This window comes from Neoalteromonas facilis, assembly GCF_002807665.1.
In the GTDB taxonomy this organism is placed as follows: Bacteria; Pseudomonadota; Gammaproteobacteria; order Enterobacterales; family Alteromonadaceae; genus Alteromonas_E; species Alteromonas_E facilis.
The window spans coordinates 661,038-687,814 of sequence record NZ_PEAY01000003.1 but is presented as its reverse complement, the minus strand read 5'-3'; the positions used below and the strand labels follow the sequence as shown (position 1 = coordinate 687,814).

29 protein-coding genes are annotated in these 26,777 nt (G+C 45.7%); 10 read left to right on the top strand and 19 right to left on the bottom strand.

The genetic code is table 11. From position 1 onward, the window contains the following. Nucleotides 1–142: 142 nt before the first annotated feature. From pssA to rluD, 4 genes are all read right to left on the bottom strand, one after another. Nucleotides 143–961, bottom strand: coding sequence for a CDP-diacylglycerol--serine O-phosphatidyltransferase (gene pssA, locus CSH93_RS11420; RefSeq protein ID WP_100643351.1), 819 nt, complete (start codon nucleotides 959–961; stop codon nucleotides 143–145). A 269-nt stretch (nucleotides 962–1,230) separates the two neighbouring features. Next, on the bottom strand, nucleotides 1,231–3,807 hold the full coding sequence (clpB, locus tag CSH93_RS11415; protein ID WP_100643350.1) for an ATP-dependent chaperone ClpB: 2,577 nt from the start codon (nucleotides 3,805–3,807) through the stop codon (nucleotides 1,231–1,233). A 75-nt stretch (nucleotides 3,808–3,882) separates the two neighbouring features. Beyond that, entirely contained in the window at nucleotides 3,883–4,632 is a 750-nt protein-coding gene (gene pgeF / locus CSH93_RS11410; RefSeq protein WP_100643349.1) for a peptidoglycan editing factor PgeF, read from the bottom strand. Continuing rightward, nucleotides 4,625–5,605, bottom strand: a complete 981-nt coding sequence (gene rluD / locus CSH93_RS11405; RefSeq protein WP_100643348.1) for a 23S rRNA pseudouridine(1911/1915/1917) synthase RluD — start codon at nucleotides 5,603–5,605, stop codon at nucleotides 4,625–4,627. Before rluD ends, pgeF begins: the two co-directional genes overlap by 8 nt. A 147-nt stretch (nucleotides 5,606–5,752) precedes the next feature. Here rluD and CSH93_RS11400 point away from each other — a divergent pair, with 147 nt between their 5' ends. Continuing rightward, complete coding sequence (locus CSH93_RS11400) at nucleotides 5,753–6,517, top strand: outer membrane protein assembly factor BamD (RefSeq protein ID WP_100643347.1); 765 nt, start codon at nucleotides 5,753–5,755, stop codon at nucleotides 6,515–6,517. A 25-nt stretch (nucleotides 6,518–6,542) separates the two neighbouring features. Here the strand turns inward: CSH93_RS11400 and CSH93_RS11395 are convergent, their stop codons facing one another. From CSH93_RS11395 to CSH93_RS11385, 3 genes are read right to left on the bottom strand one after another with little or no spacing between them, the layout of a single operon-like run. Beyond that, nucleotides 6,543–7,205 (bottom strand): ChrR family anti-sigma-E factor, encoded by a 663-nt coding sequence (locus tag CSH93_RS11395; protein ID WP_100643346.1) that lies wholly within the window; start codon nucleotides 7,203–7,205, stop codon nucleotides 6,543–6,545. Further along, nucleotides 7,198–7,812, bottom strand: coding sequence for a sigma-70 family RNA polymerase sigma factor (locus tag CSH93_RS11390; protein ID WP_100643345.1), 615 nt, complete (start codon nucleotides 7,810–7,812; stop codon nucleotides 7,198–7,200). Before CSH93_RS11390 ends, CSH93_RS11395 begins: the two co-directional genes overlap by 8 nt. Nucleotides 7,813–7,865: 53 nt before the next feature. Next, on the bottom strand, nucleotides 7,866–8,435 hold the full coding sequence (locus tag CSH93_RS11385; RefSeq protein WP_100643344.1) for an LON peptidase substrate-binding domain-containing protein: 570 nt from the start codon (nucleotides 8,433–8,435) through the stop codon (nucleotides 7,866–7,868). A 155-nt stretch (nucleotides 8,436–8,590) separates the two neighbouring features. On the opposite strand from CSH93_RS11385, the gene CSH93_RS11380 reads away from it, so the two are divergent. Genes CSH93_RS11380 through CSH93_RS11355 form a run of 6 tightly spaced genes read left to right on the top strand, consistent with a single transcriptional unit; the run spans nucleotide 8,591 to nucleotide 13,475 of the window. Continuing rightward, nucleotides 8,591–9,013, top strand: coding sequence for a nuclear transport factor 2 family protein (locus tag CSH93_RS11380; protein ID WP_100643343.1), 423 nt, complete (start codon nucleotides 8,591–8,593; stop codon nucleotides 9,011–9,013). Next, complete coding sequence (locus CSH93_RS11375) at nucleotides 9,010–9,744, top strand: SDR family NAD(P)-dependent oxidoreductase (RefSeq protein WP_100643342.1); 735 nt, start codon at nucleotides 9,010–9,012, stop codon at nucleotides 9,742–9,744. The genes CSH93_RS11380 and CSH93_RS11375 overlap by 4 nt, the downstream gene beginning before the upstream one ends. A gap of 3 nt (nucleotides 9,745–9,747) precedes the next feature. Then, nucleotides 9,748–11,010: an NAD(P)/FAD-dependent oxidoreductase gene (locus CSH93_RS11370; protein ID WP_100643341.1), complete on the top strand. Its 1,263-nt coding sequence runs from the start codon at nucleotides 9,748–9,750 to the stop codon at nucleotides 11,008–11,010. Between the two features lie 10 nt (nucleotides 11,011–11,020). After that, on the top strand, nucleotides 11,021–11,758 hold the full coding sequence (locus tag CSH93_RS11365; protein ID WP_100643340.1) for a DUF1365 domain-containing protein: 738 nt from the start codon (nucleotides 11,021–11,023) through the stop codon (nucleotides 11,756–11,758). Further along, a complete protein-coding gene (locus CSH93_RS11360; RefSeq protein ID WP_100643339.1) occupies nucleotides 11,755–13,014 on the top strand; it encodes an SAM-dependent methyltransferase in 1,260 nt (419 codons plus the stop codon). Before CSH93_RS11365 ends, CSH93_RS11360 begins: the two co-directional genes overlap by 4 nt. Continuing rightward, nucleotides 13,014–13,475, top strand: coding sequence for an EVE domain-containing protein (locus CSH93_RS11355; RefSeq protein WP_100643338.1), 462 nt, complete (start codon nucleotides 13,014–13,016; stop codon nucleotides 13,473–13,475). Before CSH93_RS11360 ends, CSH93_RS11355 begins: the two co-directional genes overlap by 1 nt. 10 nt (nucleotides 13,476–13,485) lie before the next feature. On the opposite strand, the gene CSH93_RS11350 is transcribed toward CSH93_RS11355, so the two are convergent. Together CSH93_RS11350 and pomA are read right to left on the bottom strand one after the other, a co-directional pair. Next, nucleotides 13,486–14,430: a flagellar motor protein MotB gene (locus CSH93_RS11350; protein WP_100643337.1), complete on the bottom strand. Its 945-nt coding sequence runs from the start codon at nucleotides 14,428–14,430 to the stop codon at nucleotides 13,486–13,488. Nucleotides 14,431–14,432: 2 nt separating this feature from the next. Next, nucleotides 14,433–15,197, bottom strand: a complete 765-nt coding sequence (pomA, locus tag CSH93_RS11345; protein WP_100643336.1) for a flagellar motor protein PomA — start codon at nucleotides 15,195–15,197, stop codon at nucleotides 14,433–14,435. Between the two features lie 203 nt (nucleotides 15,198–15,400). Here pomA and xseB point away from each other — a divergent pair, with 203 nt between their 5' ends. Genes xseB through dxs form a run of 3 tightly spaced genes read left to right on the top strand, consistent with a single transcriptional unit; the run spans nucleotide 15,401 to nucleotide 18,402 of the window. Then, on the top strand, nucleotides 15,401–15,643 hold the full coding sequence (gene xseB / locus CSH93_RS11340) for an exodeoxyribonuclease VII small subunit (protein ID WP_100643335.1): 243 nt from the start codon (nucleotides 15,401–15,403) through the stop codon (nucleotides 15,641–15,643). Continuing rightward, nucleotides 15,636–16,535, top strand: coding sequence for a polyprenyl synthetase family protein (locus tag CSH93_RS11335; protein WP_100643334.1), 900 nt, complete (start codon nucleotides 15,636–15,638; stop codon nucleotides 16,533–16,535). Before xseB ends, CSH93_RS11335 begins: the two co-directional genes overlap by 8 nt. 4 nt (nucleotides 16,536–16,539) lie before the next feature. After that, nucleotides 16,540–18,402: a 1-deoxy-D-xylulose-5-phosphate synthase gene (gene dxs / locus CSH93_RS11330; RefSeq protein ID WP_100643333.1), complete on the top strand. Its 1,863-nt coding sequence runs from the start codon at nucleotides 16,540–16,542 to the stop codon at nucleotides 18,400–18,402. On the opposite strand, the gene CSH93_RS11325 is transcribed toward dxs, so the two are convergent. The 10 genes from CSH93_RS11325 to lpxD all read right to left on the bottom strand — a co-directional run bounded on the left by CSH93_RS11325 (nucleotide 18,391) and on the right by lpxD (nucleotide 26,674). Beyond that, complete coding sequence (locus tag CSH93_RS11325; RefSeq protein WP_100643332.1) at nucleotides 18,391–18,876, bottom strand: phosphatidylglycerophosphatase A family protein; 486 nt, start codon at nucleotides 18,874–18,876, stop codon at nucleotides 18,391–18,393. The genes dxs and CSH93_RS11325 overlap by 12 nt on opposite strands. Then, a complete protein-coding gene (gene thiL, locus CSH93_RS11320; RefSeq protein WP_100643331.1) occupies nucleotides 18,866–19,837 on the bottom strand; it encodes a thiamine-phosphate kinase in 972 nt (323 codons plus the stop codon). Before thiL ends, CSH93_RS11325 begins: the two co-directional genes overlap by 11 nt. 4 nt (nucleotides 19,838–19,841) lie before the next feature. Continuing rightward, nucleotides 19,842–20,264 carry a transcription antitermination factor NusB gene (gene nusB / locus CSH93_RS11315; protein ID WP_100643330.1) on the bottom strand — a complete coding sequence of 141 codons (423 nt, stop codon included), beginning with the start codon at nucleotides 20,262–20,264 and terminating at the stop codon, nucleotides 19,842–19,844. A gap of 1 nt (nucleotide 20,265) precedes the next feature. Further along, complete coding sequence (gene ribH, locus CSH93_RS11310; protein WP_100643329.1) at nucleotides 20,266–20,748, bottom strand: 6,7-dimethyl-8-ribityllumazine synthase; 483 nt, start codon at nucleotides 20,746–20,748, stop codon at nucleotides 20,266–20,268. 70 nt (nucleotides 20,749–20,818) lie between these two features. After that, nucleotides 20,819–21,919: a bifunctional 3,4-dihydroxy-2-butanone-4-phosphate synthase/GTP cyclohydrolase II gene (gene ribBA, locus CSH93_RS11305; protein ID WP_100643328.1), complete on the bottom strand. Its 1,101-nt coding sequence runs from the start codon at nucleotides 21,917–21,919 to the stop codon at nucleotides 20,819–20,821. A 36-nt stretch (nucleotides 21,920–21,955) separates the two neighbouring features. Then, the gene (locus CSH93_RS11300) at nucleotides 21,956–22,618 is read right to left on the bottom strand and encodes a riboflavin synthase (RefSeq protein WP_100643327.1); all 663 of its coding nucleotides are present in this window, start codon (nucleotides 22,616–22,618) and stop codon (nucleotides 21,956–21,958) included. 21 nt (nucleotides 22,619–22,639) lie between these two features. Further along, nucleotides 22,640–23,743 (bottom strand): bifunctional diaminohydroxyphosphoribosylaminopyrimidine deaminase/5-amino-6-(5-phosphoribosylamino)uracil reductase RibD, encoded by a 1,104-nt coding sequence (gene ribD, locus CSH93_RS11295; protein WP_100643410.1) that lies wholly within the window; start codon nucleotides 23,741–23,743, stop codon nucleotides 22,640–22,642. A gap of 50 nt (nucleotides 23,744–23,793) precedes the next feature. After that, nucleotides 23,794–24,243, bottom strand: coding sequence for a transcriptional regulator NrdR (gene nrdR, locus CSH93_RS11290; RefSeq protein WP_100643326.1), 450 nt, complete (start codon nucleotides 24,241–24,243; stop codon nucleotides 23,794–23,796). Nucleotides 24,244–24,251: 8 nt separating this feature from the next. Then, a complete protein-coding gene (gene glyA / locus CSH93_RS11285; RefSeq protein WP_100643325.1) occupies nucleotides 24,252–25,508 on the bottom strand; it encodes a serine hydroxymethyltransferase in 1,257 nt (418 codons plus the stop codon). A 137-nt stretch (nucleotides 25,509–25,645) separates the two neighbouring features. Further along, nucleotides 25,646–26,674: a UDP-3-O-(3-hydroxymyristoyl)glucosamine N-acyltransferase gene (gene lpxD / locus CSH93_RS11280; RefSeq protein WP_100643324.1), complete on the bottom strand. Its 1,029-nt coding sequence runs from the start codon at nucleotides 26,672–26,674 to the stop codon at nucleotides 25,646–25,648. Nucleotides 26,675–26,777: the final 103 nt, after the last annotated feature.

The following is a 26,777-nucleotide window of genomic DNA, read 5'->3' as shown; positions in this document are numbered from 1 at the left end:
GCTAAGGGATTCCGTCAAATCATTGGCACTGCCGTTGATTTGTTTGTTTCGTCTTCCCGTTGAAGCGAGCGCGCATTCTACAGACCTAACATCTCAGGTCAACCGCTTTTTTGAAAAAACTTTAAAAAAGCGGTTCGAATGGTCATTCTTTGTTCGGTTCGGCGTTTTTTTGTGCTTTATCTGCCGTTTCGGATGACTTTTCAGCTTTTTCTATGAAGTCAGCGTCTTCTTCATGGTCGCCAACTACATCTTTCAATGTAACCTTCTCAACCGTTCGAAACGTGTTGATTGGGCCTGCTAGAGCATATAAAGCAAAAACGATAAATAATACTAATGCAGGCTCTGTTGCCACGATCACAAAGACCAACATTATTAATAGTAGTGCAACGAAGGGGACCTTGCCGCTCCAATTCACTTCTTTAAACGAATTATATTTAAAGTTACTAACCATTAATAAGCCGGTAAGGCCTGTGACAACAGCAACAATAAAGCCATAGTCACTGCCATTTACATCATACTCAACACCTACCCATACGAGACCCGCAACGACAGCGGCCGCCGCGGGACTTGCTAACCCCTGAAAAAAACGTTTGTCAGCGATACCCACCTGAGTATTGAATCTTGCCAAGCGAAGAGCAGCACCTGCTACATATATAAAGGCTGCTAGCCAGCCGAGTTTGCCCATACCGGTCAGGCCCCAGTTGTAAGCCACTAATGCAGGTGCAACACCAAATGACACCATATCGGCCATCGAATCGTACTCGGCACCAAATTCACTTTGTGTATTTGTAATACGGGCTACCCGGCCATCAAGGCCATCAAAAATCATCGCAACAAATATCGCGACAGCGGCCGCTTCGAATCGCCCATTCATAGAAGACACAACTGCAAAGAAACCCGAAAACAAACCGGCAGTTGTCAATAAATTAGGAAGTAAATAAATACCTTTTCGCTGACTCATTCAAAACTCTCTCGTTAATTAACGTCGCGCAATATAACACATTAGCGATCCAACAATTAAGCCATACAAAATTATCTATTACTATTAGTCCCCGGTTTTCCGTTCACTTGCAGATAAAGAGAGGCTTCTCTAAAACGACTAACTCAATCGTTAGATAATTTTTTGGCAGTACTTAATAAGTGCGTGGTTTTCAGTTTTAGTTCCAGGTTCCTGTTCCAGCGGATGTCTACACAAAAAAAAGCCCATGTTTAACCATGGGCTTTCTTATTTTAATGAGAGCTAAAACTCACAATACCCTCGTCTACATCTATCTTAATCGTACTCTCCGGTAGCAACTGTCCAGATAATATTTGTTGTGCTAACGGATTTTCAATTTCCGTTTGAATAGCGCGCTTCAGCGGTCTTGCGCCAAACACAGGGTCGAATCCAGCCTCCGCAATCTTATCTAGCGCTGTGGCGGAAATATCCAATTTGTAGCCTTTATCGACTAGACGCTGACGTAATCCGGCCAACTGTATCATTGCTATAGACTTGATCTGTTCACGGCCAAGTGGGTGGAATACCACTATATCGTCAACCCGGTTTATAAACTCAGGCCTAAAATGCTGGCCCACAACTGACATCACCATAGACTTCATTTCATCGTACTGACTTTCTTCATGTTTATCTTGAATAATGTCAGAGCCTAAATTTGACGTCATGATCACAACCGTATTTTTGAAATCAACGGTTCTACCTTGCCCATCAGTCAAACGTCCATCATCCAGTACTTGCAGTAAAATATTAAAGACGTCTGGATGTGCCTTTTCTACTTCATCCAATAAAATTACTGAGTATGGCTTGCGACGTACGGCTTCGGTTAAATAGCCACCCTCTTCGTAACCCACGTAACCAGGAGGTGCACCCACTAATCGAGACACACTGTGCTTTTCCATAAACTCAGACATATCAATGCGCACCATCGCCTGCTCTGAATCAAACATAAAGTTAGCCAAAGACTTACACAGTTCAGTCTTACCTACCCCCGTAGGACCCAAGAATAAGAATGAACCAATCGGACGGTTTGGATCAGCCAAACCCGCTCGAGAACGACGTATCGCATTGGACACTGCTGTTACTGCTTCATCCTGCCCCACCACTCGGTGATGCAGTGCCTCTTCCATGCGAATTAATTTATCTCGTTCGCCTTCGAGCATTTTTGATACGGGGATACCCGTCCAACGAGACAGCACTTCAGCAATCTCATTGTCTGTCACTTTATTCTTTAATAGCTGAGTTTCTATATTCTCTTGTTCAGATGCTCTTTCCAAACGCTGCTCTAGCTCAGGAATACGACCGTATTGAAGTTCTGACATACGACTTAAATCAGACGCGCGGCGCGCAATTTCCAAATCTAACTTGGCTTGTTCCAACTCAGACTTAATTGACTGAGTACCTTGCATCGCATCTTTTTCTTGTTTCCATACCGCATCTAGCTCTGCGTACTTGATCTCCAGCTTTTCACGTTCAAGCTCAATCACTTCCAAACGCTTATGGCTGGCATCGTCCGTTTCTTTCGCCAGCGCTTGCTCTTCCAACTTAAGTTGAATAATGCGGCGCTCCAATCGATCCATTTCTTCCGGTTTGGAATCCATTTGCAAACGAATACTCGAAGCAGCTTCGTCTATTAGATCAATAGCTTTGTCTGGTAGCTGTCTGTCACTGATATAGCGTTGAGACAAGGTTGCTGCAGCCACGATCGCAGGGTCAGTAATATCAACTGAATGATGCAGCTCGTAACGTTCTTTGAGCCCACGCAAGATGGCAATCGTGTCTTCAACGCTAGGTTGGTCAACCAATACTTTTTGGAATCGACGCTCAAGAGCCGCATCTTTTTCGATATATTGACGATATTCATCCAGTGTAGTGGCGCCAACACAGTGCAATTCGCCTCTGGCCAATGAAGGCTTCAGTAAGTTACCTGCATCCATCGCGCCATCCGTTTTACCAGCGCCCACCATGGTATGAAGTTCATCAATAAATAAAATAACTCGCCCTTCTTCTTTAGACAGCTCGTTAAGCACCGCTTTTAGACGCTCTTCAAATTCACCTCGGTATTTGGCACCTGCGACTAGCGCGCCCATATCAAGGGCTAATACTCGCTTGTTCTTAAGGCCTTCTGGCACCTCGCCATTCACAATACGCTGAGCTAAACCTTCGACAATCGCTGTTTTACCAACGCCAGGCTCACCAATCAGCACCGGGTTATTCTTCGTTCTGCGTTGCAAAACCTGAACTGTACGACGAATTTCATCATCTCGACCGATAACTGGATCCAATTTCCCTTGTTCGGCGCGCTCTGTTAAATCTGTGGTGTATTTTTCTAATGCTTGCCTTACATCTTCCGCATTGGGATCGGTCACTTTCTGCCCACCGCGTATCCGATCGATCGCTTGATTGATGTTTTGCTCTGTTGCGCCAGACTCTTTCAATAATTGTCCGAGCTTGCCTTTGTCCTGCAGAGCGGCCAAAACGAAAATTTCAGATGTGATGTACTCATCTTTGCGCTGTTGAGCGATCTTGTCGCATAGATTCAGCAGCACCACTGAGTCTTTCGCCAACTGCACGTCACCGCCCACGCCTTCAACGCGTGGTAATCGGTCTACAGCCTCAGACAATGCAGAACGCAAACTATTAACATTGACGCCAGCGTGCTCATACAATGTGCGTAATACACTACCTTGTTGATTGAGTAACGCCGTCATCAAATGCACAGGTTCAATGTATTGATGATCTCGGCCTAATGCCAACGACTGCGCATCCGAGATGGCCATTTGGAATTTGCTAGTAAATCTATCTAAACGCATGTATTCATTCCCATAAACGTTTTATCACTTACTATCTATGTGGGTATTTAATTGAGTAAATTCAAGTTTTTAGAACTAAGTTGATGATTTTTCGAGCAACATTATTGTGGATACCATACGCCCACAATTTTTGTAACCTTGGTGTGTCGCTCGACGATAAGAAAAGAATAGTTGGTCTTCGCAATAGGTACATTGATCTTCGTCAAAGACCGTTTCAATGCCAAGGCGATTCAATTGATATTGGGCAATAACGCCTAGATTCAACATCACTTTTCCCGGATTAACACTGGGCGAAGAAGCGCTCGCAATATTGGAAAAAGGTAATGCTTCCTTTTCGCTGATTTCGTAGTGACAAACGCCAATGTGCGGACCGACCCATGCAATGATCTGATTGCGACTAACATTATTAAAGGCTTTATCTACCGTGTTGACAATTATCTGGTCTTTTAACCCTTTCATACCCGCATGCACTGCCGCAACAATTTCACCTTTAGTATCGGTCAGTAACACTGGCACACAATCGGCGGTCATTACCGCACACATGACGCCGGCTTGAGATGTGAATGTCGCATCAGCATTGTGTTCTTTCGCAGGCAACTCAATGACATGATTGCTATGCGTTTGGTTTAGCCAATGAATTTGCTGACTAAAGGGCAAAAGAGAGCGGTTGTGGTCAACATGAGCAAGCTTATCACCAACATGGTTGCCCACGTTTAAACTTGCATAAGGCCCTTCACTCATCCCTCCTGAGCGAAAAGTCGTATAAGCCAGCACATGCGAGGGTGCTGACCATTCAACCTTTTTGTAGAAATCTGGCTTAGTCATCCAATCCAAATTGTTGAGTATCTGTGTCCAGCAAAGTGAGCAATGAGCGCATATCGTCAGGAAGTGGGGCTTGCCATGTCATCCATTCTTCCGTCACAGGGTGGTACAATGACAATTGTGCCGCGTGTAGCGCTTGTCGTTTAAATTGACGGATCGCTTGAATAAGACTTTCATCTGCACCTTTAGGCATGCGAGGGCGTCCGCCATAGACTGGATCACCGACTATTGGATGTTTTATATGCGCCATGTGCACGCGAATTTGGTGAGTTCGACCCGATTCAAGTTTTAAACGTAAATGCGTGTGTGCGCGGAATTTCTTCATAACACGATAATGTGTCACTGCTGGCTTACCCGACTCTCTGACCGCCATCAAAGTGCGCTTAGTTGGGTGACGACCAATCGGCTCATCCACCAGCCCACCTGCGACGAGAGTACCAATGACTACCGCTTCGTACTCACGACTCATAGTACGTGTTTGTAATTGATCCACTAAATGTGTTTGCGCCTCCAGCGTTTTCGCAATAACCATCAACCCTGTCGTATCTTTATCGAGGCGGTGTACGATACCTGCTCGTGGCACAGTGTTAATATTGGGGACTTTGGCCAACAATGCATTCAATATGGTGCCGGTTGGATTACCTGCCCCAGGATGCACGATCAAATCAGCGGGTTTATTGATCACCAAAATATGGTCATCTTCATACACTACATCGAGTGCTATTTCTTGCGCTTCGTGGCTGACTTGGATTTCAGCCTTAGCATCGATTTCTATTGACTCAAAACCTTGCAATTTTTGTCTGGGAATAATGCAAACATCGCCGTCGATCTTTACACAACCATCAAGGATCCAAGCTTTTAGCTTTGAACGTGAATATTCTGGGAACAAATTAGCAATTGCTTGATCTAAGCGTAAACCATGGACTGATAAGTCCGTGTCCGCTGTTAAATGAATTGCTGTAGTGGTTTCGCTCATAATAACCTTACACTAGTGTTTGGCGCATTATAGCAAATTCATTCGTAGAGAAGTGGGTTTATCAGTAGGAATTATGTCATGCAATGCGTTAGAATACGCCGCATTATCGAATGGCAATCGAATTAATAGCCAGACAGGACAGGGTTAATGAAGTATCAACAACTATTATCAGTTGCATGTTTTTCAGCAGTATTATTACTTTCTGGGTGCAGCTCTTCTGACAATGAAGAACAAGTTATCGCTGCCGATAGAGGCGCTCAATCGTTATATGATCAGGCCAAGCGTCAAATGGAAGCCGGCAATTTTGCCGGTGCAGCAACTACGCTAAGCACGCTGGACAGCCGTTTTCCTTTCGGCCCATTGTCGCACCAAGTTCAGTTAGACTTGATTTACAGCCATTATAAATCGGGCAAAGCTGATCAAACATTGGCGACGATTGATCGTTTCATTCGCCTAAACCCAAATCATTCAGATGTTGATTACGCTCATTACATGCGGGGCTTAACCAACATGGAATCAGATAATAATCTGTTCCAAGAATTATTGAATATCGATCGCACCGACAGAGATCCATCAAAATCACGCGAAGCTTTTGAAGATTTCCGTCGGTTGATAGAGAAATATCCCAATAGCAAGTATGCCGCTGACGCGCAAAAACGCATGCTATTTATTAAAAACCGTCTGGCCAGCTATGAAATCGCTATTGCGCGCTTTTATATGCGTCGCCAAGCATATGTAGCAGCTGCGAACCGAGGCCGTTATGTATTAGAGCACTACCCTGATTCAGACCAAGTGCAACAAGCCTTAGAAATCATGGTCGCCAGCTATGATCAGTTGGGATTAGATGAACTCAAACAAAATGCATTAAAAACGCTGAAGTTGAATTATCCAGAAAGTGATTTCATTTCATAAAAAAAAGCGTCCTAGGACGCTTTTTTTATTTAAAGAATAAATGACTAAAAGGATTAAGTAATCGAGCTAAGCCAGAGGTAAAGTGTAATGGCTTATCCACTATACTAAATACTAAACAACCTTCATCAGCATCAGAAATCGGCGCATGCGTGTGTTCACCGGTAAGTGAGATAAAATCGCCAGAGTCGTAATGCGACAAACCGTCACTGAATTCTCCATTAATGACCAATGTCATTTCAGAGCCTCTGTGCGTGTGCTCGGGTACACGGCCACCTTTTTCCATATAGATAAAATGCGCAACGCCTAAATCACCAAGATCAACAGGCGCTTGCCATAGTTTGCCCACAAGAGATGACCAATTACCGGTCTTACTGGCATAACGTTGTAGCGCTCGCGGTAATTTGAAGGAACGCCCGTCCAATTCAATTGAGTCTGGCATTTTGCGACTAACCGTTTCAATCTCAGTGGTTGGCTGTGACAAAATAGCCGACAACATATCGGTTAACTTCGGATCGTCATCAATGGCCGCGAAGGCTTCATTGGCCATCGTCGCACTCGCACTGCGCACACGTTCCATACAACGAGGACACATATCGCAGTGAGCTGAAATCATGAGCGCTTCCGCTGAAGAAGATGTTCCCTCAGCGAAGCTGCGTATTTGTTCATGCGTGGGGTGGAAATTAATCATACTGCTTTATCATATCTTTCAAACGTTGTAATGCTAGGCGCGTACGTGACTTGACGGTGCCTAACGGGATATCTAATTCATCTGCTACTTCTTGTTGCGACTTACCATCAATGTATATTGCTTCAATAACAACACGTTGTTTAGTTGGCAATGAATCAAACAGGTGACCGAGCTGTTCAAGCGTCATTTGCTCTTCCAGAGACGTTTCGTTTTGATCAGCGGTTTGTTCACATAATACCGGCCAAAGGTCTTCCGAGCAGATGTCTTCTTTTCTGTTTTGCAGTTTGCGTAACATATCGAAGCGAATGTTACGTGCAATAGTGAAAATCCAAGTGGAGGGAGACCCTTTCTCTGCGTTGAACAAATGCGCTTTTTGCCAAACGTTTGACATGGTGTCTTGCACCAGTTCCATCGCTAACGCTTCATTGCCCATTTGCTTGAGCGCGTAGGAGCGCAACCGCGGTGCAAAATAACTAAATATTTTGGCAAACGCCGTTTTACTTCTGTTAGAAGCCACGTCAACTAAATACTGTGACATCTCTTCAGCGCAGTCTATTGGTCTGACTGGACGCGCGTCGTTTGATTCCAACGGTATTCCAACTAGCATGTGAATTCTCTTTTTAGCTTTTTTATTTGATACGCTAAAAAGAAAATAATGGATCAGTCTATTAATTGTCGCAGAAACTCTATCACTTTGCTGCAATCTTTTTGCGCCAAGAACGCTTGCTTTTGAGAAGTATCAACAGGTAACAACTCTAGCCAGCGATGTATAACCCACACGGGATCTTCGAAATTAGGGGATAAATAAAGACCATTTACTTCAGGGTATTTCTCAAATATCTCTTTCAATCGGACGTGCATAGGCTCGATGGCCTCCTGAGGAATAGTGTCCTGCCATAATTCGATTAACCGACAATCCCCTATTCGCAATCCATCATCTTCGGTTTGTATATTGCTAATTTCGACACAAGCCACACCCTCAACCGTAATACCCAAAAGGCCGTCTTCAAGTACATCAAAATCGACTATCCGGCTTTGCGTGCCTATGCTATGTATATGTGAGTTAAGTGTTTTATCACCATCGGCTTTGAGCATACAGACGACAAATGTCCCGTTTGCAGCACAAACCTCTTTCACCATACGTATATATCGCGGCTCAAAAATCCTCAACGACAACCTACCACCCGGTAACAGGTGGGCGGAGAGCGGAAATAAAGGCAATGTTTGCACGTTCTATTCACCTCTTGCGACTTTACGATCGACTATACGCGCGCAATCAACAGACGGATCGCTTGCCATGTACATTTTGCAAAATTTTCTCATTTCTTGATCTACCTTCTACATTTAAAGGTAAAAGATGAATCGACAACTAAAAGCGATCATTAATGCAAGCAATACGTAAATTTTGCGATTTTTATCAGCAACTTAATGTGAGAGATGTAAGCGGACTATCCAATGTGTATGCAAACGACATTGAGTTCATTGACCCAATCGGCAAGCACAACGGTATTGCTGAGTTAACTGATTATTTTAATGCGTTACTGTCAGGCACACGCTCATGTGAATTCGACATAGACAGTGTTGACGCCATCGATGAACAGAAATATGTCGTCACCTGGCAAATGCGTTTTGAGTCAACCGCGTTAAAAACGCCAACACCTATTAGTGTTGATGGGATATCAATCATCAAAACTAACGATTCTCACGTTACTTACCATCGCGATTACTACGATGTCGGTCAAATGGCTTACGAGCACGTGCCGATTCTCGGTTATTGGGTGCGCAAAATTAAGAGGCGATTGCAATGAGTAAAACAATTCTTATTACCGGCGCAACGTCAGGCATTGGTGAGGCGCTAGCGAAACTGGCTGCCCGAAGGGACTACCGGGTAATAGCCTGCGGTAGAAATTCAGAAAAACTCGCGCACCTCGCCGCAATGGATAATATTTCTACATTACAATTCGACGTTACCTGTGCAGACGAAACGTTTCAGGCTCTGAACTCAATAGACTGTGATATCGCGGTGTTGAATGCTGGCACATGCGAGTACGTAGATACTGACGCAATCGAACCCGAGATGTTTCACCGCGTATTCAACCCCAATTTCTTTGGCGTGGTTAATTGCGTTGCTGCTCTTCGACATAATTTTATGCGTGACGATCAGATCGTCATCGTGGATTCTCTCGCTCGCTTGTTGCCATTTACTCGCAGTCAGGCTTACGGCGCCAGTAAAGCCGCATTGCATTATTTTACTAAAAGCTTGGCCGTTGACTTAGCGCGCGAAGGAGTCCTCGTGCAATCGGTGTCTCCGGGCTTTGTAGAGACACCTTTAACCAATAAAAACGATTTCGAAATGCCGATGAAAATCAGCGTGGAAGAAGCCGCAGAAGATTTACTCAATGGCATTGAAAAGCGCCGTTCATCGATTTATTTCCCCACGCGCTTTAGCCTTATACTGCGCTTACTGAATGTGTTACCAGACGCCATTAAACAAGCACTGTGTATCGCAATGAAACGTCAAATGAAACGCGGAAAATAAGCAATGCGAAAAAAGATAGCAATTATAGGTAGTGGTATCTCAGGGTTAACCTGTGGCTATCTGCTGCACAAAGATCATGATATTACACTGTTTGAAGCCAACGATTATATTGGCGGGCATACCGCGACAAAGCAGGTTGAAGTCGACGGAAAGCACTACGACATTGATACCGGCTTCATCGTATTCAATGACTGGACATATCCTCATTTCATAAAGTTGATGGATCAAATTGGGGTTACATCTCAGCCGACTGAAATGAGTTTCAGTGTAAAGAACAGCGCGCATAACCTTGAATATAATGGCAATAATCTCAATAGCCTGTTTGCACAGCGACGCAATATATTTCGCCCTACGTTTTGGCGCATGGTGAATGACATTTTAACCTTCAACAAGGCCTGTAAGGCATTGAATATCAGCGAAGTGGATGAAAGCAAAACCTTATTCGGTTTCGTTGAAGAGTTGGGGTTGAGCGATACCTTTGCCAACAACTACATTTTGCCCATGTGCGCCGCTATTTGGTCAGCGTCAATTGAGCAAACCAAACAGTTCCCCCTTCGCTTCTTTCTTCAATTCTTTAACAATCACGGACTGCTCAATATAACGAATAGACCTCAGTGGTACACCATTGTGGGCGGTTCAAGTACGTATATCGAACCGTTAACCGCGGGATTCAAGCAACATATTCGCTTACAAAGCCCCGTTCACGCCGTTACGCGCAATGAAGCGACGTACAACGTCCAAACCAAAAGCGGAGAGGTAAACACGTTTGACGAAGTGATTTTTGCCTGTCATAGCGACCAAGCCTTAGCCATGCTAAGCGAACCAACGGCTGAACAAGCAGACATTTTAGGCGCCATTCCTTATGAAATGAATGAAGTCGTTTTGCACACTGATACGGCTTTATTGCCCCAGCGGCGACTCGCCTGGGCCAGCTGGAATTACCTGATTAAGGGAATCGACAATGAGAACCAACAGCCGGCCTCTGTGACGTACAACATGAATATATTGCAGCGCTTGACTGCACCTCATACTTTCTGTGTAACCTTGAATAACACTAAGCAAATAGATCCTGACAAAATTTTAGGGGTCTATCAGTACGCACATCCACAGTACAATCACACTATGGTGAAAGCGCAGCAACGCCGGAGTGCTATCTGTGGAGTGAATGGCTTACATTTTTGCGGGGCTTATTGGTATAACGGATTTCACGAAGATGGCGTAAAAAGCGCACTCGACGTATGCAAACGATTCGGAACGTCATTGTGAGGAACGACTAGTGGAAAGCGCTCTGTATCGTGGCGAGGTTTATCATCAACGAGTTGTGCCGAAAAAGCATGCCTTCACCTATGACATTTTTTTATTGTGGTTGAGGCTAGATGAAATTGAATTTATCGACGCCAATGTCAAAGGCTTTTCAGCTAGCGGCTTCGCACCTTTGCAATTTAACCGCGCCGATTACCTCGGAGACCCAGCTGAACCGCTTGAACAAGCAGTGTTAGCGCGTTGCTCGGCGTTAGCTGGGGTTAATATTCAGGGTACGGTATTTTTGCTCGGGCAAGTCCGAACCTTTGGTCTCTATTTTAGTCCAGTTAATTTTTACTTTGTGCGCAACGATGACGGGCATTTTACTCATATGCTAGCGGAAGTTAGTAACACGCCATGGAATCAACGTCACCATTATCTGGTTGATTTAAACTCGCAAGAAAATACCGCCAAGCAATTTCATGTGTCACCGTTTAATCCAATGGACATGGTTTACCGTTGGTCAATCCGCCAGCCCAATGAGCGCTTGCAACTTTCGCTGTCTTGCCACCAACAAACGCGGCATTTCACCGCAGCGCTAAATATGAAACGAGAGCTATTGAACTCAAATAGCCTTAGACACGTAGTTATGTCTATTCCGAGTATGGCATTAAGAACGGTCATTGGGATCTATTGGCAAGCCTTGAAACTGTTTTTAAAAAGAGTGCCGTTTTACTCGTACCCAACTAATAAGAAGGAACAAAAATCATGACCCATGGTGAACAAACCTTAGTATTTGAACAACAAATGAGCTGGGTAGACAAATTGTGCAAGTCATTATTTTTCAATGTACTGGCCAGTCTCCCTCACGGCCAGCTCACCATTAAAGAACAAGCTAGTGTGGTATCTGTTTTTGGCGATAAGGACAGTGACTTACATGCAGAGGTCAATATAAAAGATCCTCGCGCTTATCGTCATCTGTTATTGGGCGGTAGCGTCGCTTCAGGTGAGACCTTTACCGATGGTCTATGGGACACCCCTAACCTCACCAACGTTATTCGTTTATTCGCGCGTAACTTATCCACGTTGGATAAATGGGAAGCAAAATTCAAATGGCTGAGTTTGCCGGTGCTCAAAATCAAACATATGCTGCGTAGGAACTCACAAGTCCAAGCTAAAAAGAATATTGCCGCGCACTATGATCTCGGAAATAAACTGTACACCCGTTTTTTAGACAGCAGCATGATGTATTCGGCGGCCATATACCCCGATGTAAACAGTTCATTATCAGATGCTCAACATCATAAGCTCAAATCTATCTGCGATAAATTGCAACTAAAAGCGTCTGATCACCTGATTGAAATTGGCACAGGATGGGGCGGTTTGGCGGTATTTGCGGCGAAACATTACGGCTGCAAAGTAACTACAACCACCATATCAGAAGAACAGTTTGCCTATGCTGATGCATGGGTAAGAAAAGAAGGTTTACAGGACCAAATCACCCTGTTGAAAAAGGACTACCGCTTGCTAGAAGGCAAGTTCGACAAACTCGTTTCGGTCGAAATGATCGAGGCTGTCGGAAAAGAATACCTGAATAACTTTTTCAAAAAATGTGCATCACTGCTTAAACCCGATGGACTCATGGTATTGCAGGCCATTACCATCGACGATCGCCGCTATGATAGCTATGCAAACGGTGTCGATTTTATTCAAAAACATATTTTCCCAGGAGGCTTTCTGCCATCACAATTTGTGATGAATAAAGCGTTAAAGCAACACACCGACCTGATGATACGTGACCTACACGATATTGGTTTAGACTATGCCCGAACGCTGCGTGATTGGTTGCAAGCATTTCAAAGTAGCCGAGAAGCCTTGTTACATGATGGTTATGACGACCGATTCATGCGCCTATGGCAATACTACATGAACTACTGTGAAGGCGGGTTTTTAGAGCGTACCATTAGTACGGTTCAGCTGGTATTATCCAAACCTCAATTTAATGGTGAGATCGTTCGAACAACCTGATGAACTATTGGCTTTTTAAAACCGAGCCTGACGTATTTGGCATAGATGATCTGAAGCGCCATCCGAATAAACGAGCGACTTGGGATGGCGTTCGCAACTACCAAGCGCGCAACTTTTTGCGCGACTCGGTCAAGGTTGGCGATCATGTATTTATTTACCATTCGAGTTGCAAAAATATCGGTATCACTGGGCTGGCTAAAGTTACTGCCGTTGGTCTGGTAGATACGACTCAGTTTGACCCTGAATCAAAATATTTTGATCCCAAAGCAACGCCTGATAACCCGCGCTGGTACATGGTAGAAGTAGAACATGTTCAAACGTTTAAACAGGTGATCAGCTTAAAAAGCATAAAGGCTATGCCTGAAATCACTGAGCTTCCGTTAGTGAAAGCGGGTCATAGGTTATCGATTATGCCGGTGCAAACAAACGAAGCCGAACAGTTACTTGCTGTCGCAGGCTAAGTTTCAGCACTTAGCCGTTTCCGTCACCTTCAATCACTGAAATAGGCTGAGACATAATCGGTTTACCCTGATTGATCACTATCTCAACTCGTCTGTTTCGCGATCGCGCGTCAGCTTCTTCCCCTTCAATCAGAGGCGCAGTATCGGCTCGCCCAACAACGGACATGCGCGATTCATCAAAACCATTGGCACGTCTAAGTTCTTCAGCCACCGCGACAGCACGTTGAGCGGACAAATCCCAGTTAGACCGATATAGCTCATTGGATATTTGTTGACTATCACTATGCCCTGAGACTTCTATCTCGCCGGGCATATCAGCCAGCAACTCACCAATTTGACGGATAATCGGGATAAACTGCGGTTGTAAAAATGCAGATCCTGCCGAAAACGAACCATTTTCTCGAATTCGAATTGTGATCTGCTGCCCTAAAGACTCCATCTCAATAGAACCGTCAACAATCTGCTTCTCTAATTGTTGAGCCACCTTTTTCATCATTTCGTTGACCTCTTCCTGCGCAGCTTGTTGCGTGGAAGAAGATGATTGATCAGTCGCGGTTTGTTGAGCCTGACCACCACGCTGAGTTCCTCGTTGCTTTTGACGGCCACCCGCGGAGTCCTCATCGCCTGCTTGGAACTCAAGCATTTGCTGGGTCATTTCGATGGTTTGCTGCTGAATGTTTTCGATTGGCGTTGGATCTGGGCGCCCTGGCCTAAACTCCATAGCAATAACACTGGTACCTTTTGGGATATCCTTCACTTCAATTTTATTCTGTACACCGAAAGCAAACTTCATGGAGCCTGCAATCTGTTTAAACTTCAGAACATCCATCTCTGAGAAGGCCAATAGCAGTACGAAGAAACACATCAATAACGACATGAGATCAGCAAAGGTTCCCATCCAAGGCGGTAGGCCTTCGGGGGGGCATTTTGGACATTCTTCGTCTTGACTACTCATAGCTAGTCTTCTTCAGTCGGTTCTGCACGCTTACTCGCGGCCAAATAGCTTTTTAAGATACCTTCAATAACACGAGGGTTTTGACCATCCGCTATCCCTACGATTCCATCAAGAACCAGAGATTGATTGAGTTTTTCTTCTTCAGCTCGATTGCCTAATTTAATCGCTATCGGCAAACAAATAACGTTGGCAAAAAATGCGCCGTACAATGTCGTTAAGAGGGCAACCGCCATGGCTGGGCCGATGGCTTTAGGGTCATCCATGTTACTCAACATGGCAACCAGACCAATCAAGGTACCAATCATTCCCATGGCTGGGGCGACGTCCCCCATGCCTTTAAATATGGTTGCACCAAACTCATGTCGTTGAGTGGTCATACTGATGTCTTTGGCCAGCGTTTCCCGCACCACGTCTATGTCATGTCCATCAACCAGCATATCGACGCCCTTTTGCATGAAACCATTTTCAATTTCAGCTTCTTCTAAGGCCAAGAAACCACCTTTACGGGCTGCGTCTGCCATTTCTACAATTTTCTGAATGAGATCTTCAGGCGCTTCAATTTTGAACATGAAGGCCTTGCCGGCGACCTTCCCAGCGCCAAAAAATTGCCCGAGGGTAAATTGGGACAACACAACGAAAATAGTGCCACCAAATACAATTAACAACGAAGGGACGTTAATAAACATACCCATATCGCCGCCGAGCACCATTGCCATGACAACAAAACCAATTGCTCCAACAATGCCTATGACGGTTGCTAAATCCACGTGTGACTCCTATTTTGCAACACTGGTAAACGTTCTATTCGTAGTCATTGTATCGACCAGAGGAATAATTTCTATACTCTACCTCGCAAATCGTAATTACCAGAAAAAAATCACTATTTGTAGCACGATAAAGTCATTGACCCTCCACAGTGCCTTCGGTAAGGTTCGCGGTTATCAACCCACAGGTCAGACATGGTGTTTCCGTGAGTAAAGAGCAAGCGTCAGAAAACGATTTTGAAAAAACGATCGCTGAACTCGAGCAAATTGTAAAAGATATGGAGCAAGGTGACTTGCCCTTACAGACAGCATTGGAAAAATTTGAACGGGGCGTACAGTTGACCAAACAAGGTCAAGCCACGCTGGATGCAGCAGAACAAAAGGTTCAAATTTTAATGTCGCAAAGTGGTAATGCGGAATTACGAGACTTAGACACAAATAATGAGTGAGCAAAACCTCAACGCCTTTCATCAATTGGTTAACCAACGAGTGAATGCGTTTTTGAACGAACAAATCCAAAGCCTTCCCAATGATGCTCCAACGCTAAAACAGGCTGTGGAGTATGCCCTACTGGTTGGCGGAAAGCGCATGAGGCCGTTACTTCATTGTGTGGTTGCCGATACCCTGGCTGTTGATGGAAGTGACGCAATAACGGTCGGTGCTGCTATCGAATGCATACATGCGTATTCTTTGGTCCATGACGATCTTCCGGCTATGGACGATGATGATTTACGCCGAGGTCAACCCACTTGCCATGTTAAGTTCGATGAAGCGACCGCTATCTTGGCAGGCGATGCGCTGCAAACACTGGCGTTTGAAATATTAGCCTCTACTCCACTACAAACTGTACGCGACAGTGTCAGAATCAACCTAGTACGCTGCATTAGTGAGGCGTCAGGGTATCGGGGCATGTGCGGCGGGCAAGCCATGGATCTTGCGGCAACCGATACACAGGTATCGTTAGAGCATCTCATTCAACTGCACCGGCTAAAAACCGGCGCCCTGCTGAAAGCTTGCGTGAAAAGCGCCACACTGCTCGCTAGCGATATACCGCAACAACATACCGATTCATTGCTTGAATACGCCGACGCAATTGGATTAGCGTTTCAAGTCCAAGATGACATTTTAGATGTTACAGCAAGTAGTGAGACACTTGGCAAACCTGCTGGCTCAGACGAGAAATCGAATAAATCGACCTTTCCTGCACTGTTAGGTTTAGCGGCTTCGCAAAACCAACTACAAGAATATCATGCACAAGCGCTTCAAGCCTTGGACAGATTACCTTACAATACCCAGCTATTACGGCAATTCGCCGATTTAATGCTTAGCAGAACACATTAACCGCATGACTTTAGATATTAATCAGTACCCTACGCTGGCGCTCGCCGACGATCCCATTGCACTGCGCAATTTGCCGCAAGACAAACTTAAAGTGTTAGCGGATGAACTTCGTCAATATCTACTTGCCTGCGTCAGTCAAAGCAGTGGGCATTTTGCTTCAGGTTTGGGTACTGTTGAGCTCACGGTTGCGTTGCATTATGTGTATCAGACCCCTTTCGACAGACTCATTTGGGATGTGGGGCATCAAGCATACCCCCATAAGATTCTTACAGGTCGACGCGAGAGAATGAAAACGATCCGCCAAAAAGGTGGATTGCACCCGTTCCCGTGGCCTCCCGAAAGTGAATATGACACCTTCGCTGTTGGACACTCGTCAACATCGATTAGCGCAGCCCTCGGAATGGCCATTGCTGCGGAAAAAGAAGGTCAAGACAGAAAGATAGTTGCTGTTATTGGTGATGGCGCTATGACCGCAGGCATGGCATTTGAAGCTTTAAACCATGGCGGTGATATCGATAAAGATTTAGTTGTTGTGCTAAATGACAATGAAATGTCGATTTCGGAAAACGTTGGCGCCTTGAATAGCCATTTGGCTCGCCTGCTGACAGGTAACTTGTTTAATAGTATTCGTGACGGGGGCAAAAAGCTCCTCAGTAACGTGCCGCCCATCAAAGAATTTGCGAGTCGTGCAGAAGAACATATTAAAGGCATGGTCGTACCCGGAACTATCTTCGAAGAGCTTGGTTTTAACTATATTGGTCCAATCGATGGCCACGATGTTAACGGCATGGTCGATACGTTGCGCAATATGCGTAAAATCAAAGGTCCGCAAATTCTGCACGTGGTCACGCGCAAAGGCAAAGGCTATGACGTTGCCGAAAAAGATCCAATTAAATACCATGCTGTACCGAAGTTTAACCCAGCAGACAATGCGCTGCCGGTAAGTAAACCGAGCGGCCCTTCATTTTCAAAAGTGTTTGGTGATTGGTTATGTGATATGGCCGCCAAAGACAAAGATTTGGTCGCAGTCACTCCCGCCATGCGTGAAGGCTCGGGTATGGTCAGGTTTTCACAAGAATACCCAGAACAATATTTCGATGTTGCAATTGCAGAGCAGCATGCGGTGACTTTAGCTGCCGGTATGGCGCGTGAAGGGTTGAACGCCGTCGTAGCAATCTACAGTACGTTTTTACAGCGCGCCTACGATCAGTTAATCCACGATGTCGCAATTCAAAATTTACCGGTGTTATTCGCTATCGATCGCGCGGGCATCGTCGGAGCCGACGGCCCTACCCACCAAGGGGCGTTTGATATTAGTTACCTGCGCTGCATCCCCAACATGCTCATCATGACACCGAGTGATGAAAATGAATGTCGTCAAATGCTGTACACAGGCCATAAAGCAGCTGTTCCTGCTGCTGTGCGATATCCGCGAGGTACGGGTATTGGCACGGAGATTGTTGAGGAAATGTCTGAATTACCCATTGGCAAAGCACGCTTACTCAGATCCGGGAAAGATGTTGCCATCCTCAATTTTGGCACATTGATCAACTACGCACAGGAAGCTGCTGAACAAGCAGATGCAACGCTTGTCGACATGCGCTTTGTGAAACCACTTGATACGACAATGATCGATGAAATCGCTCAAAACCACGCTGCGATTATAACGCTAGAAGATGGTGCTGTTATGGGCGGTGCAGGCAGTGCTGTTGGTGAATATCTGCATGATAAGAACTACACCACTAAACTGCGCAAGCTTGGCTTACCAGACAGTTTTATTCTGCAAGGTACGCAACAGGAAATGTACGCAGAGTTAGGTTTAGATACGTCAGCGATCCTCAATCAAATCCACCAACTAAAACAATAACGGCAGAACCAACCAATGCAGACATGCGCAGGCCATAAGTCCTGCGATAATGTCGTCGAGCATGATGCCAAAACCACCGTGTACATGCTTATCCAAAAAGCTAATCGGCCACGGTTTTAAAATATCAAACAGCCTGAAAAGCACAAAGCCAGCAATTATCGTGATTGGGGTGATAGGGATAAACAAGAACGTAACCAGCATCCCAGCAATTTCATCCCACACGATTGAACCATGATCATGCACACCCATTGCATCTGAAGCGCGCTGACAGATTAATACGCCAAGTAAACAGGCAAGAACAGTGATTAAAATGAACCCTTGAATGTTTGCCAGTGAAGCTAGCAATACTACGGGAATTGCAGCAATTGACCCCATGGTGCCAGGCATTAACGGGATCAAGCCACTGCCAAATCCTAATGCCAGAAAATGGTAGGGGTTACGCAACGAGACGCGCTTACGTAACTCAGCCTCCATTGAAGTGCTCGAAACCTTTCTTACCAGTAAAGTCGTAAGGCTTATCGTTTTGCTTAAGCTCAAGTTTGCCTTGCGCACCGGTCACTTGCCCGATACACGTGGCTTTGATACCAAAGGTATTCAAGGCTGTTTCAACTTTACTTTTGAACTCTTCAGCAATGGTATACAACAGTTCGTAATCATCTCCCGCTGTCAAACCGTAGCGTATCGCCTGCTCAGGCGTAGCGACTGCCAATAGTTGAGATGACAAAGGAAGCCTGTCTACATGCAATAATGCACCACAATTCGATGCTTTTAATACATGGGACAGATCTGCCAGTAAGCCATCGCTGATATCAATACACGCACTTGCTGCACGCCGTAATGCCGTTCCCGCCACTACTTGTGGCGAAGGATAGCGGTGGCGATTAACAAGATATTCAGCGTCAGAACCATCTGCAGACAATTGCTGCTTGAGAATATCAAGGCCCGCGCCTGCATCACCGACATGACCCGTCACGTAAATCCAGTCTCCTGGTTTTGCGCCGGAACGTTTCAGTGAAGAATCTTCAGGTACGAAACCCTGAGCCGTAATAGTCAATGATAATGGGCCTGAGACCGTATCACCACCAATCAGTTGCACATGATAGTATTGTAAAAGCTCATACAAGCCCTGACTGAACTCTTCCAGCCAAGTCTCTTCACTGCTGGGAATAGACAAAGATAGACTCACCCATGCAGGCTCAGCCCCCATGGCAGCTAAATCACTCAGATTGGCAGCTAGTGCTTTGTGAGCGACAGCCTTTGCCGGGCTATCGGGGAGAAAGTGTACGCCGCTCACTAGGGTGTCGGTCGTGGTGGCTAGACACTGCTTTTCAGCCACTTGCGTGATCGCCGCATCATCGCCAATCCCGACTAAAACATCTTTACGTGTATGACCGCCGTGTTTAAAAAAACGGTCAATGAGGTCAAATTCTTTCACTGCCTTAACTGCGCTCGTGTTTGCGAAGCGTCTTTACTGCTTTATCGAGAACACCGTTGATGAACTTGTGGCTATCTTGCGCGCCAAAACTTTTTGCCAACTCTATCGCTTCATTGATGATGACTTTGTACGGTGTTTCTATGCAGTGCACTAACTCAAATGTAGAGATGCGGAGAATAGCCTTTTCTATAGGATCGAGCTCTTCCGGCAGGCGGCCAAGATAGGGCTTGATTTGCTGGTCCAACTCATCATATTGCGTCACTGCCCCACGTAGCAAACGTTGAAACAAGGTCATGTCGACTTGTTTCATGTCGTTGCTGGTTGCCAACATCAGCTCAACCTGCTCTACCGCATTACTTGACAACTGCCAAGAGTAAACGCCCTGAAGCGCTAGTTCTCGAGCCTTGTGGCGAGGAGATACTTTCACGTTACTCACCTAAATGCTGCTCAAGACCTGACATAACATTAACCATTTCTAATGCGCCCATTGCCGCTTCTGCACCTTTGTTACCCGCCTTGGTACCTGAACGCTCAATGGCCTGCTCAATGCTATCGGTCGTGATAACACCAAATGAAACCGGGATTGTGTATTCCAATGACACCTGCGCTAGGCCTTTGTTGCATTCTCCTGCTACAAAGTCAAAGTGCGGTGTGCCGCCTCTGATGACAGCACCTAACGCAATGATTGCATCGAACTTACCACTTGCCGCTAATTTTTTTGCGGCGATTGGTAGTTCATACGCCCCTGGTACGCGAACGAGGGTAATATCAGAGTCATTGACTTCACCGAAACGTTCCAGTGTATCAAGCGCCCCTTCAAGCAGGCTTTCGACTACAAAGCTGTTAAAACGTGATACGACAATGGCGAAACGCTTACCCGTAGCACGAACATTACCTTCGATTACATTCATTTCGGTTACCCCTAAAAAATTCGGCGCGCATTATAGCACAGCTTTTTGTTGATCAATCTAAATAAAGCAATTAATCGTGTATATATTCGACAACTTCCAAGCCATAGCCAGAAAGTGCATGATATTTAACCGGTTTGCTCAGCAATCGCATTTGTTTTACGCCCAAGGTCGCAAGGATCTGACTACCCACGCCAACCGTACGAGAAGAGCCTTTCCAGTCTGCTGCCAGTGGCGTTTCACCGCGATCTTCCATTTCAAATTGATGAACTTGCTGTGCGATATCTTCTTCTTTGCCCAACAATACTAGCACGCCACCTTCATCGGCAATGCGCTGCATAGCTTGCGGTAAGGTCATTGAACGATTTAATGAACGCGTAGAGCCCAACAAGTCTGAAAACGTATTGTGTAAGTGAACTCGCACCAATGTGGGCGTGTTCTCGTCGATATCACCTTTTTTAAGGGCAAAATGTAATTGGTTATCAATAATATCTCTGAATGTGAATAACTCAAATTCGCCGTATTGAGTCGGTAAATGACACTGAGCAACACGCTCAATAGTAGTTTCATTGATATTACGATATTCAATCAGATCAGCAATGGTGCCCATTTTAAGATTATGCTTTTTAGCGAAAACCTCTAATTCAGGACGGCGGGCCATAGAACCATCATCATTCAGAATTTCAACGATAACAGCGGCGGGTTCACAGCCTGCCAAACGCGCTAAATCCACACCGGCTTCGGTGTGACCTGCACGATTAAGTACGCCGCCTTGTTTGGCAATAAGCGGAAAAATATGACCAGGCTGGACAATATCAGATGCTTTCGCATCCGGCGCTGTAGCCGCTAATATGGTGCGCGCACGATCTGCGGCGGATATCCCGGTGGTCACACCCTCGGCCGCTTCTATGGACACGGTAAAATTAGTTGAAAACTGAGCACCATTATTATTCACCATTAGAGGCAAATTTAATCGACGACAACGCTCTGCCGTCATCGGCAAACACACCAGTCCCCGCGCATGTGTGACCATAAAATTAATGGCTTCTGGCGTAACGTGTTCGGCCGCCATGATGAGATCACCCTCGTTCTCTCTATCTTCATCATCCATGAGGATAACCATTCGTCCATTGCGAATGTCGTCGATGATTTCTTGTGGTGTATTCAGTCCCATTGTGCTCTCAGTAAGGTAAAGGTTAAGCGGTTCTTATTATTGTTTTAAAAATCCGTGCTCGGCTAAAAACGCCATATCTATCGTCGATGTACTGGCTTTTGCAGCGTTCTCACCCTGCAACAGTCTTTCCAAGTAGCGCGCAATCACATCAACTTCTAAGTTGACCTTGCTACCCACAGTGTAATTGGCCATCACCGTTTCTTGTAGGGTATGTGGGATGATCCACAACATAAACTCAGCGCCATTGACCTCATTCACGGTTAAGCTTATCCCATCAACGGTGATAGAACCCTTGTGAACAATATATTTTGCTAGGTTGTCAGGCGCCTTAACCCAAAACTCAATGTACTTGCTGTGATGATTAATTTTGCTAATAGTACCGATACCATCAACGTGGCCTGATACTATATGACCGCCAAGTCGGTCACTCACCGCCAGGGCTTTTTCTAAATTAACCTGTGTACCAATTTTATAATCGCCAAATCCTGTGTACTTCAGTGTCTCTTCAGACACATCGGCGCTGTATGATTGCGCATCAAAATCCACAACGGTCAAACAAACGCCATTTGTAGCAATACTGTCGCCCAACGCAACATCAGCCATGTCTAACTTACCGACATCTACCGTAATCCGCATATCAGAGCCTTTCCGCTCTAACGATTTTATGTTGCCAACGGCACTAATAATTCCGGTAAACATGCTAAATCCTGTTCGCTAAGGTTAAAGTTGATAACGTGGGCTAAGCACTAATTTAATGTCATTTTCTAGCGTTTCAACCGACTCAACTGATAATTCCGGTATATCCGTCATTGCACTATAATGAGGTAGCGTCAACAAACTACGCGCGTCTTGGCCCATTAGTTTAGGTGCCTGATACAGAACAATTTCATCGACTAAAGACCGCGCAAACATAGCACCGGCCAACGTTGCGCCGCATTCTAGCCAAACGTGATTAAATTGCGCTTGAGACAAACGAAGCATAAGGTCGTTTAAATCAACCCGTCCATCAGCCTCTTTAACCTGCCATTGTACCACTTGTTCAGAGGAAAAATCAGACAGCGCATCATTATGATGCAAATTAACGACGATGCTTTGCCCCGTTTGATGAAACACCTGTAAATCTGCATGCAGGCGATTTTGACTGTCGATAATGACTCTTACAGGTTGACGCAACGGCAATGATCGCAGGGCACTGGGATATAGTGTTTGTTTGTCAACACGCGCCGTCAGTTGCGGGTTATCCACCAGAACCGTATCAGCCCCAGTTAACACCGCACACTGCTGAGCACGCAATTTGTGTACATCTTGGCGCGCAGCAGGCCCTGTAATCCATTGACTCTCACCGTTACTCAGTGCAGTACGCCCATCTAGACTCGATGCCAATTTCAGCGTGACAAACGGTTTACCTGCCGTCATGCGTTTAACAAAGCCACGATTCAGCGCTTGCGCTTCTGACTCAGCGACACCAACAGAAACGCCTATGCCGGCCGCTTTTAATTTTGCAATCCCCTGCCCGGCAACCAGTGGGTTCGGGTCCTGCATTGCAACAACCACACGTGCAACCCCAGCATTGACCAATGCTTCCGCACATGGGCCGGTGCGCCCATGGTGACTACAGGGTTCTAATGTAACATAGGCAGTCGCGCCTTTTGCCGCCACACCAGCTTGCGCTAATGCATGCACTTCGGCATGCGGCGTTCCGGCTTGTTGGTGAAAACCCTCACCAATAATGAGTCCAGTATCATCCACGATGACACATCCCACATTGGGGTTTGGTGTGGTAGTGAAAACGCCTTGTTTTGCGAGCGCAATAGCTCGATTCATAAAGGCGTTATCGATGACTTGGCTGGCCACGTGATAACGTCTGCTGTGGACTAATCGCCGAGCTTGGCAATCTCTTCGCCAAACTCACGAATATCTTCAAAGGAGCGGTAAACGGAAGCGAAACGAACATAAGCAACTTTGTCCAATTCTTTAAGTGCATCCATGATCAAATTACCGACCATCTCACTTGACACTTCTCGTTCACCTGTCGCCCGCAGAGCGGATTTTATTTTAACGATGCACTGTTCAATTTGCTCTGTACTAACCGGTCTTTTTTCCAACGCCCTGAGCATCCCCGCGCGCATTTTTTCTTCGTTAAACGGGTCGCGGCTGCCATCACGCTTGATCACGCGCGGTAACACGAGTTCCGCTAACTCGAACGTAGTGAAACGTTCATGGCAATCGACACACTCTCGACGACGACGGATCTGATGACCCTCGGCCACCAGCCGAGAGTCAATCACTTTAGTGTCTTGTGCAGTGCAAAACGGACAATGCATTTACTTGATTACGCGTAAACAGGGAAACGTGCACACAGTGCAACAACTTCATCACGCACTCGCGCGATAACGGCATCATCACCATTGCTATCAAGTACGTCACAGATCCAGTTAGCCACTTGCTCTGCTTCCGCCTCTTTGAAACCGCGGCGCGTAATCGCTGGCGTACCAATACGAAGGCCGCTGGTCACAAATGGAGAACGTGGATCTTTCGGTACCGAGTTTTTGTTTACGGTGATGTTTGAATTACCCAACCACGCATCGGCGTCTTTTCCAGTAATATCTTTATCAATCAAATCCAACAGGAATAAGTGGTTTTCAGTCCCGTTGGATACAATCTTGTAACCGCGAGCTTGCATTACCGATACCATAGCCTTGGCATTCACTAATACTTGTTGCTGATAGACTTTAAATTCTGGCTCAAGCGCTTCTTTAAAGGCTACCGCTTTAGCAGCAATCACATGGCACAATGGACCACCTTGATTACCAGGGAATACCGAGCTGTTTAATTTTTTATAAATTGTTTCATCGCCACAAGCAGACAGGATCAATCCACCGCGTGGGCCTGCTAGCGTTTTATGCGTAGTGGTTGTTACCACATGAGCATGAGGTAATGGGTTTGGATATAGCCCCGCTGCAACCAAGCCCGCTACGTGCGCCATATCGACCAACAAATATGCTCCCACTTTATCGGCAATAGCGCGGAAACGTTGCCAGTCGACAATGCCTGAATACGCCGAGAAGCCACCGATAATCATCTTCGGTTTATGTTCTTCAGCCAGCGCTTCAACTTGGGCGTAATCGATTTCACCGGTTTCTTCATTCAAACCATATTGTACGGCATGGTAGGTTTTACCCGAAAAGTTCACGTGTGAACCGTGAGTTAAGTGCCCACCGTCGGCAAGGCTCATACCCAATACAGTGTCATTTGCTTCAATCAATGCCATAAATACAGCACTGTTAGCCTGAGAGCCTGAGTGTGGCTGAACATTGGCGTAGTCTGCACCGAATAATTGCTTCGCACGCTCAATTGCTAACTCTTCTGCTATATCTACATATTCACAGCCGCCGTAATAACGCTTGCCCGGATATCCTTCTGCGTATTTGTTAGTTAACTGAGAGCCTTGCGCTTCAAGTACACGTGGACTGCAATAGTTTTCAGATGCGATCAACTCGATATGGTGTTCTTGACGAGTATTTTCGTTTTCTATTGCCTTTGCGAGTTCAGGGTCGAAATCAGCAATGGTCATGTTGCGAGACAGCATAAAGGCTCCTTAACAGCGAGATGTGAGTTTACGCAATGTTGTAAAACATGCGCAGCGGAAAAATTACGAGCGCATATTCTAGTCATTTTGGTCGCTAAGTATACCGTTTTGTTAGATAGTTGTCGTATAGCCTAGATTTATTTCCCGAGTTGCTTTTCCAACTGCTTAACGCGGTTAAATAGATCGTCCAATTGACGTGCTCTGACAGCGTTTTTGCGCCACTCTTTATTCGGCAATGCAGGCTGGCCCGATGAGTAAACACCTGCCTCTGTAATATCGGAAGTGATCATCGAAAATCCGGTAATTTGGACTTTGTCAGCAATGGATAAATGGCCATTGATAACAACACCACCGGCTATTACTACATACTTACCAATCGTGACACTGCCGGCCATTCCGGTTTGCCCGCAGATACAGGAGTGGTCGCCGATACGGCAGTTGTGAGCCACATGAACCTGATTATCAATGATTACATTTGTGCCAATGATGGTATCTTCCAACGCACCGCGGTCGATGGTACAGCCGGCGCCAATTTGGCTGCGGTCACCAACAATCACCGTTCCAGTTTGCGGAATCGGTAACCATTCGCCACGCTCATTGGCATAACCGAATCCATCAGAACCCAGCACCGTTTGGCTGTGTACGGTAACTTGCTGGCCCAATTGGACACGATGATACACAGTGACATTAGGAAATATAACGCTGTCTTGGCCAATTTCGACATGCTCACCAATCACACTGTTGGCACCGATTTGAACATTGTCTCCAAGGTAAGCATGCTCTCCAATGACAGCATTGGGGCCAACACTTACGTTTTCTCCTAAACGTGCTGTCGAGGCGATAACCGCACTACTGGCAATACCGGACGCCACGCGTGGCGTTGAATCAAATAATTGAGCAACCTTCGCAAACGCCACATGCGGATTACTGACAATCAATGCTCTATCGCGAATCAAATCCGCATGCTCTTCAGAAACCAGTACCACGCCAGCATTAGTTTCCGCTAGCTCACCTTTATATTTACTGTTAGTAAAAAAGGATAATTGCTGTGCATTGGCTGACATCAGGGTGTTAACCCCCGTGATAACCGCTGCATTTAATGTATCGTCATTAACCGGCTCTGCGCCCACATGCAGGGCTAACTCACTGACCGAAAATTGTTGCATGTTGTGTCCTAACTGAATCATTTAGAGGCGAATTTTAGGGTAATTCGAGAAAAGGTGCTATTAGAGTAGCGAAATAGTATCGGAATTAACTACAATACGGCTT

Coding starts and splice junctions, on each gene's coding strand:
- pssA (WP_100643351.1), bottom strand. CDS start 961: ATGAGTCAGCGAAAAGGTATTTATTTACTTCCTAATTTATTGACAACT.
- clpB (WP_100643350.1), bottom strand. CDS start 3,807: ATGCGTTTAGATAGATTTACTAGCAAATTCCAAATGGCCATCTCGGAT.
- pgeF (WP_100643349.1), bottom strand. CDS start 4,632: ATGACTAAGCCAGATTTCTACAAAAAGGTTGAATGGTCAGCACCCTCG.
- rluD (WP_100643348.1), bottom strand. CDS start 5,605: ATGAGCGAAACCACTACAGCAATTCATTTAACAGCGGACACGGACTTA.
- CSH93_RS11400 (WP_100643347.1), top strand. CDS start 5,753: ATGAAGTATCAACAACTATTATCAGTTGCATGTTTTTCAGCAGTATTA.
- CSH93_RS11395 (WP_100643346.1), bottom strand. CDS start 7,205: ATGATTAATTTCCACCCCACGCATGAACAAATACGCAGCTTCGCTGAG.
- CSH93_RS11390 (WP_100643345.1), bottom strand. CDS start 7,812: ATGCTAGTTGGAATACCGTTGGAATCAAACGACGCGCGTCCAGTCAGA.
- CSH93_RS11380 (WP_100643343.1), top strand. CDS start 8,591: ATGCAAGCAATACGTAAATTTTGCGATTTTTATCAGCAACTTAATGTG.
- CSH93_RS11375 (WP_100643342.1), top strand. CDS start 9,010: ATGAGTAAAACAATTCTTATTACCGGCGCAACGTCAGGCATTGGTGAG.
- CSH93_RS11370 (WP_100643341.1), top strand. CDS start 9,748: ATGCGAAAAAAGATAGCAATTATAGGTAGTGGTATCTCAGGGTTAACC.
- CSH93_RS11360 (WP_100643339.1), top strand. CDS start 11,755: ATGACCCATGGTGAACAAACCTTAGTATTTGAACAACAAATGAGCTGG.
- CSH93_RS11355 (WP_100643338.1), top strand. CDS start 13,014: ATGAACTATTGGCTTTTTAAAACCGAGCCTGACGTATTTGGCATAGAT.
- CSH93_RS11350 (WP_100643337.1), bottom strand. CDS start 14,430: ATGAGTAGTCAAGACGAAGAATGTCCAAAATGCCCCCCCGAAGGCCTA.
- CSH93_RS11335 (WP_100643334.1), top strand. CDS start 15,636: ATGAGTGAGCAAAACCTCAACGCCTTTCATCAATTGGTTAACCAACGA.
- dxs (WP_100643333.1), top strand. CDS start 16,540: ATGACTTTAGATATTAATCAGTACCCTACGCTGGCGCTCGCCGACGAT.
- CSH93_RS11325 (WP_100643332.1), bottom strand. CDS start 18,876: ATGGAGGCTGAGTTACGTAAGCGCGTCTCGTTGCGTAACCCCTACCAT.
- ribH (WP_100643329.1), bottom strand. CDS start 20,748: ATGAATGTAATCGAAGGTAATGTTCGTGCTACGGGTAAGCGTTTCGCC.
- ribBA (WP_100643328.1), bottom strand. CDS start 21,919: ATGGGACTGAATACACCACAAGAAATCATCGACGACATTCGCAATGGA.
- CSH93_RS11300 (WP_100643327.1), bottom strand. CDS start 22,618: ATGTTTACCGGAATTATTAGTGCCGTTGGCAACATAAAATCGTTAGAG.
- ribD (WP_100643410.1), bottom strand. CDS start 23,743: ATGAATCGAGCTATTGCGCTCGCAAAACAAGGCGTTTTCACTACCACA.
- nrdR (WP_100643326.1), bottom strand. CDS start 24,243: ATGCATTGTCCGTTTTGCACTGCACAAGACACTAAAGTGATTGACTCT.
- glyA (WP_100643325.1), bottom strand. CDS start 25,508: ATGCTGTCTCGCAACATGACCATTGCTGATTTCGACCCTGAACTCGCA.
- lpxD (WP_100643324.1), bottom strand. CDS start 26,674: ATGCAACAATTTTCGGTCAGTGAGTTAGCCCTGCATGTGGGCGCAGAG.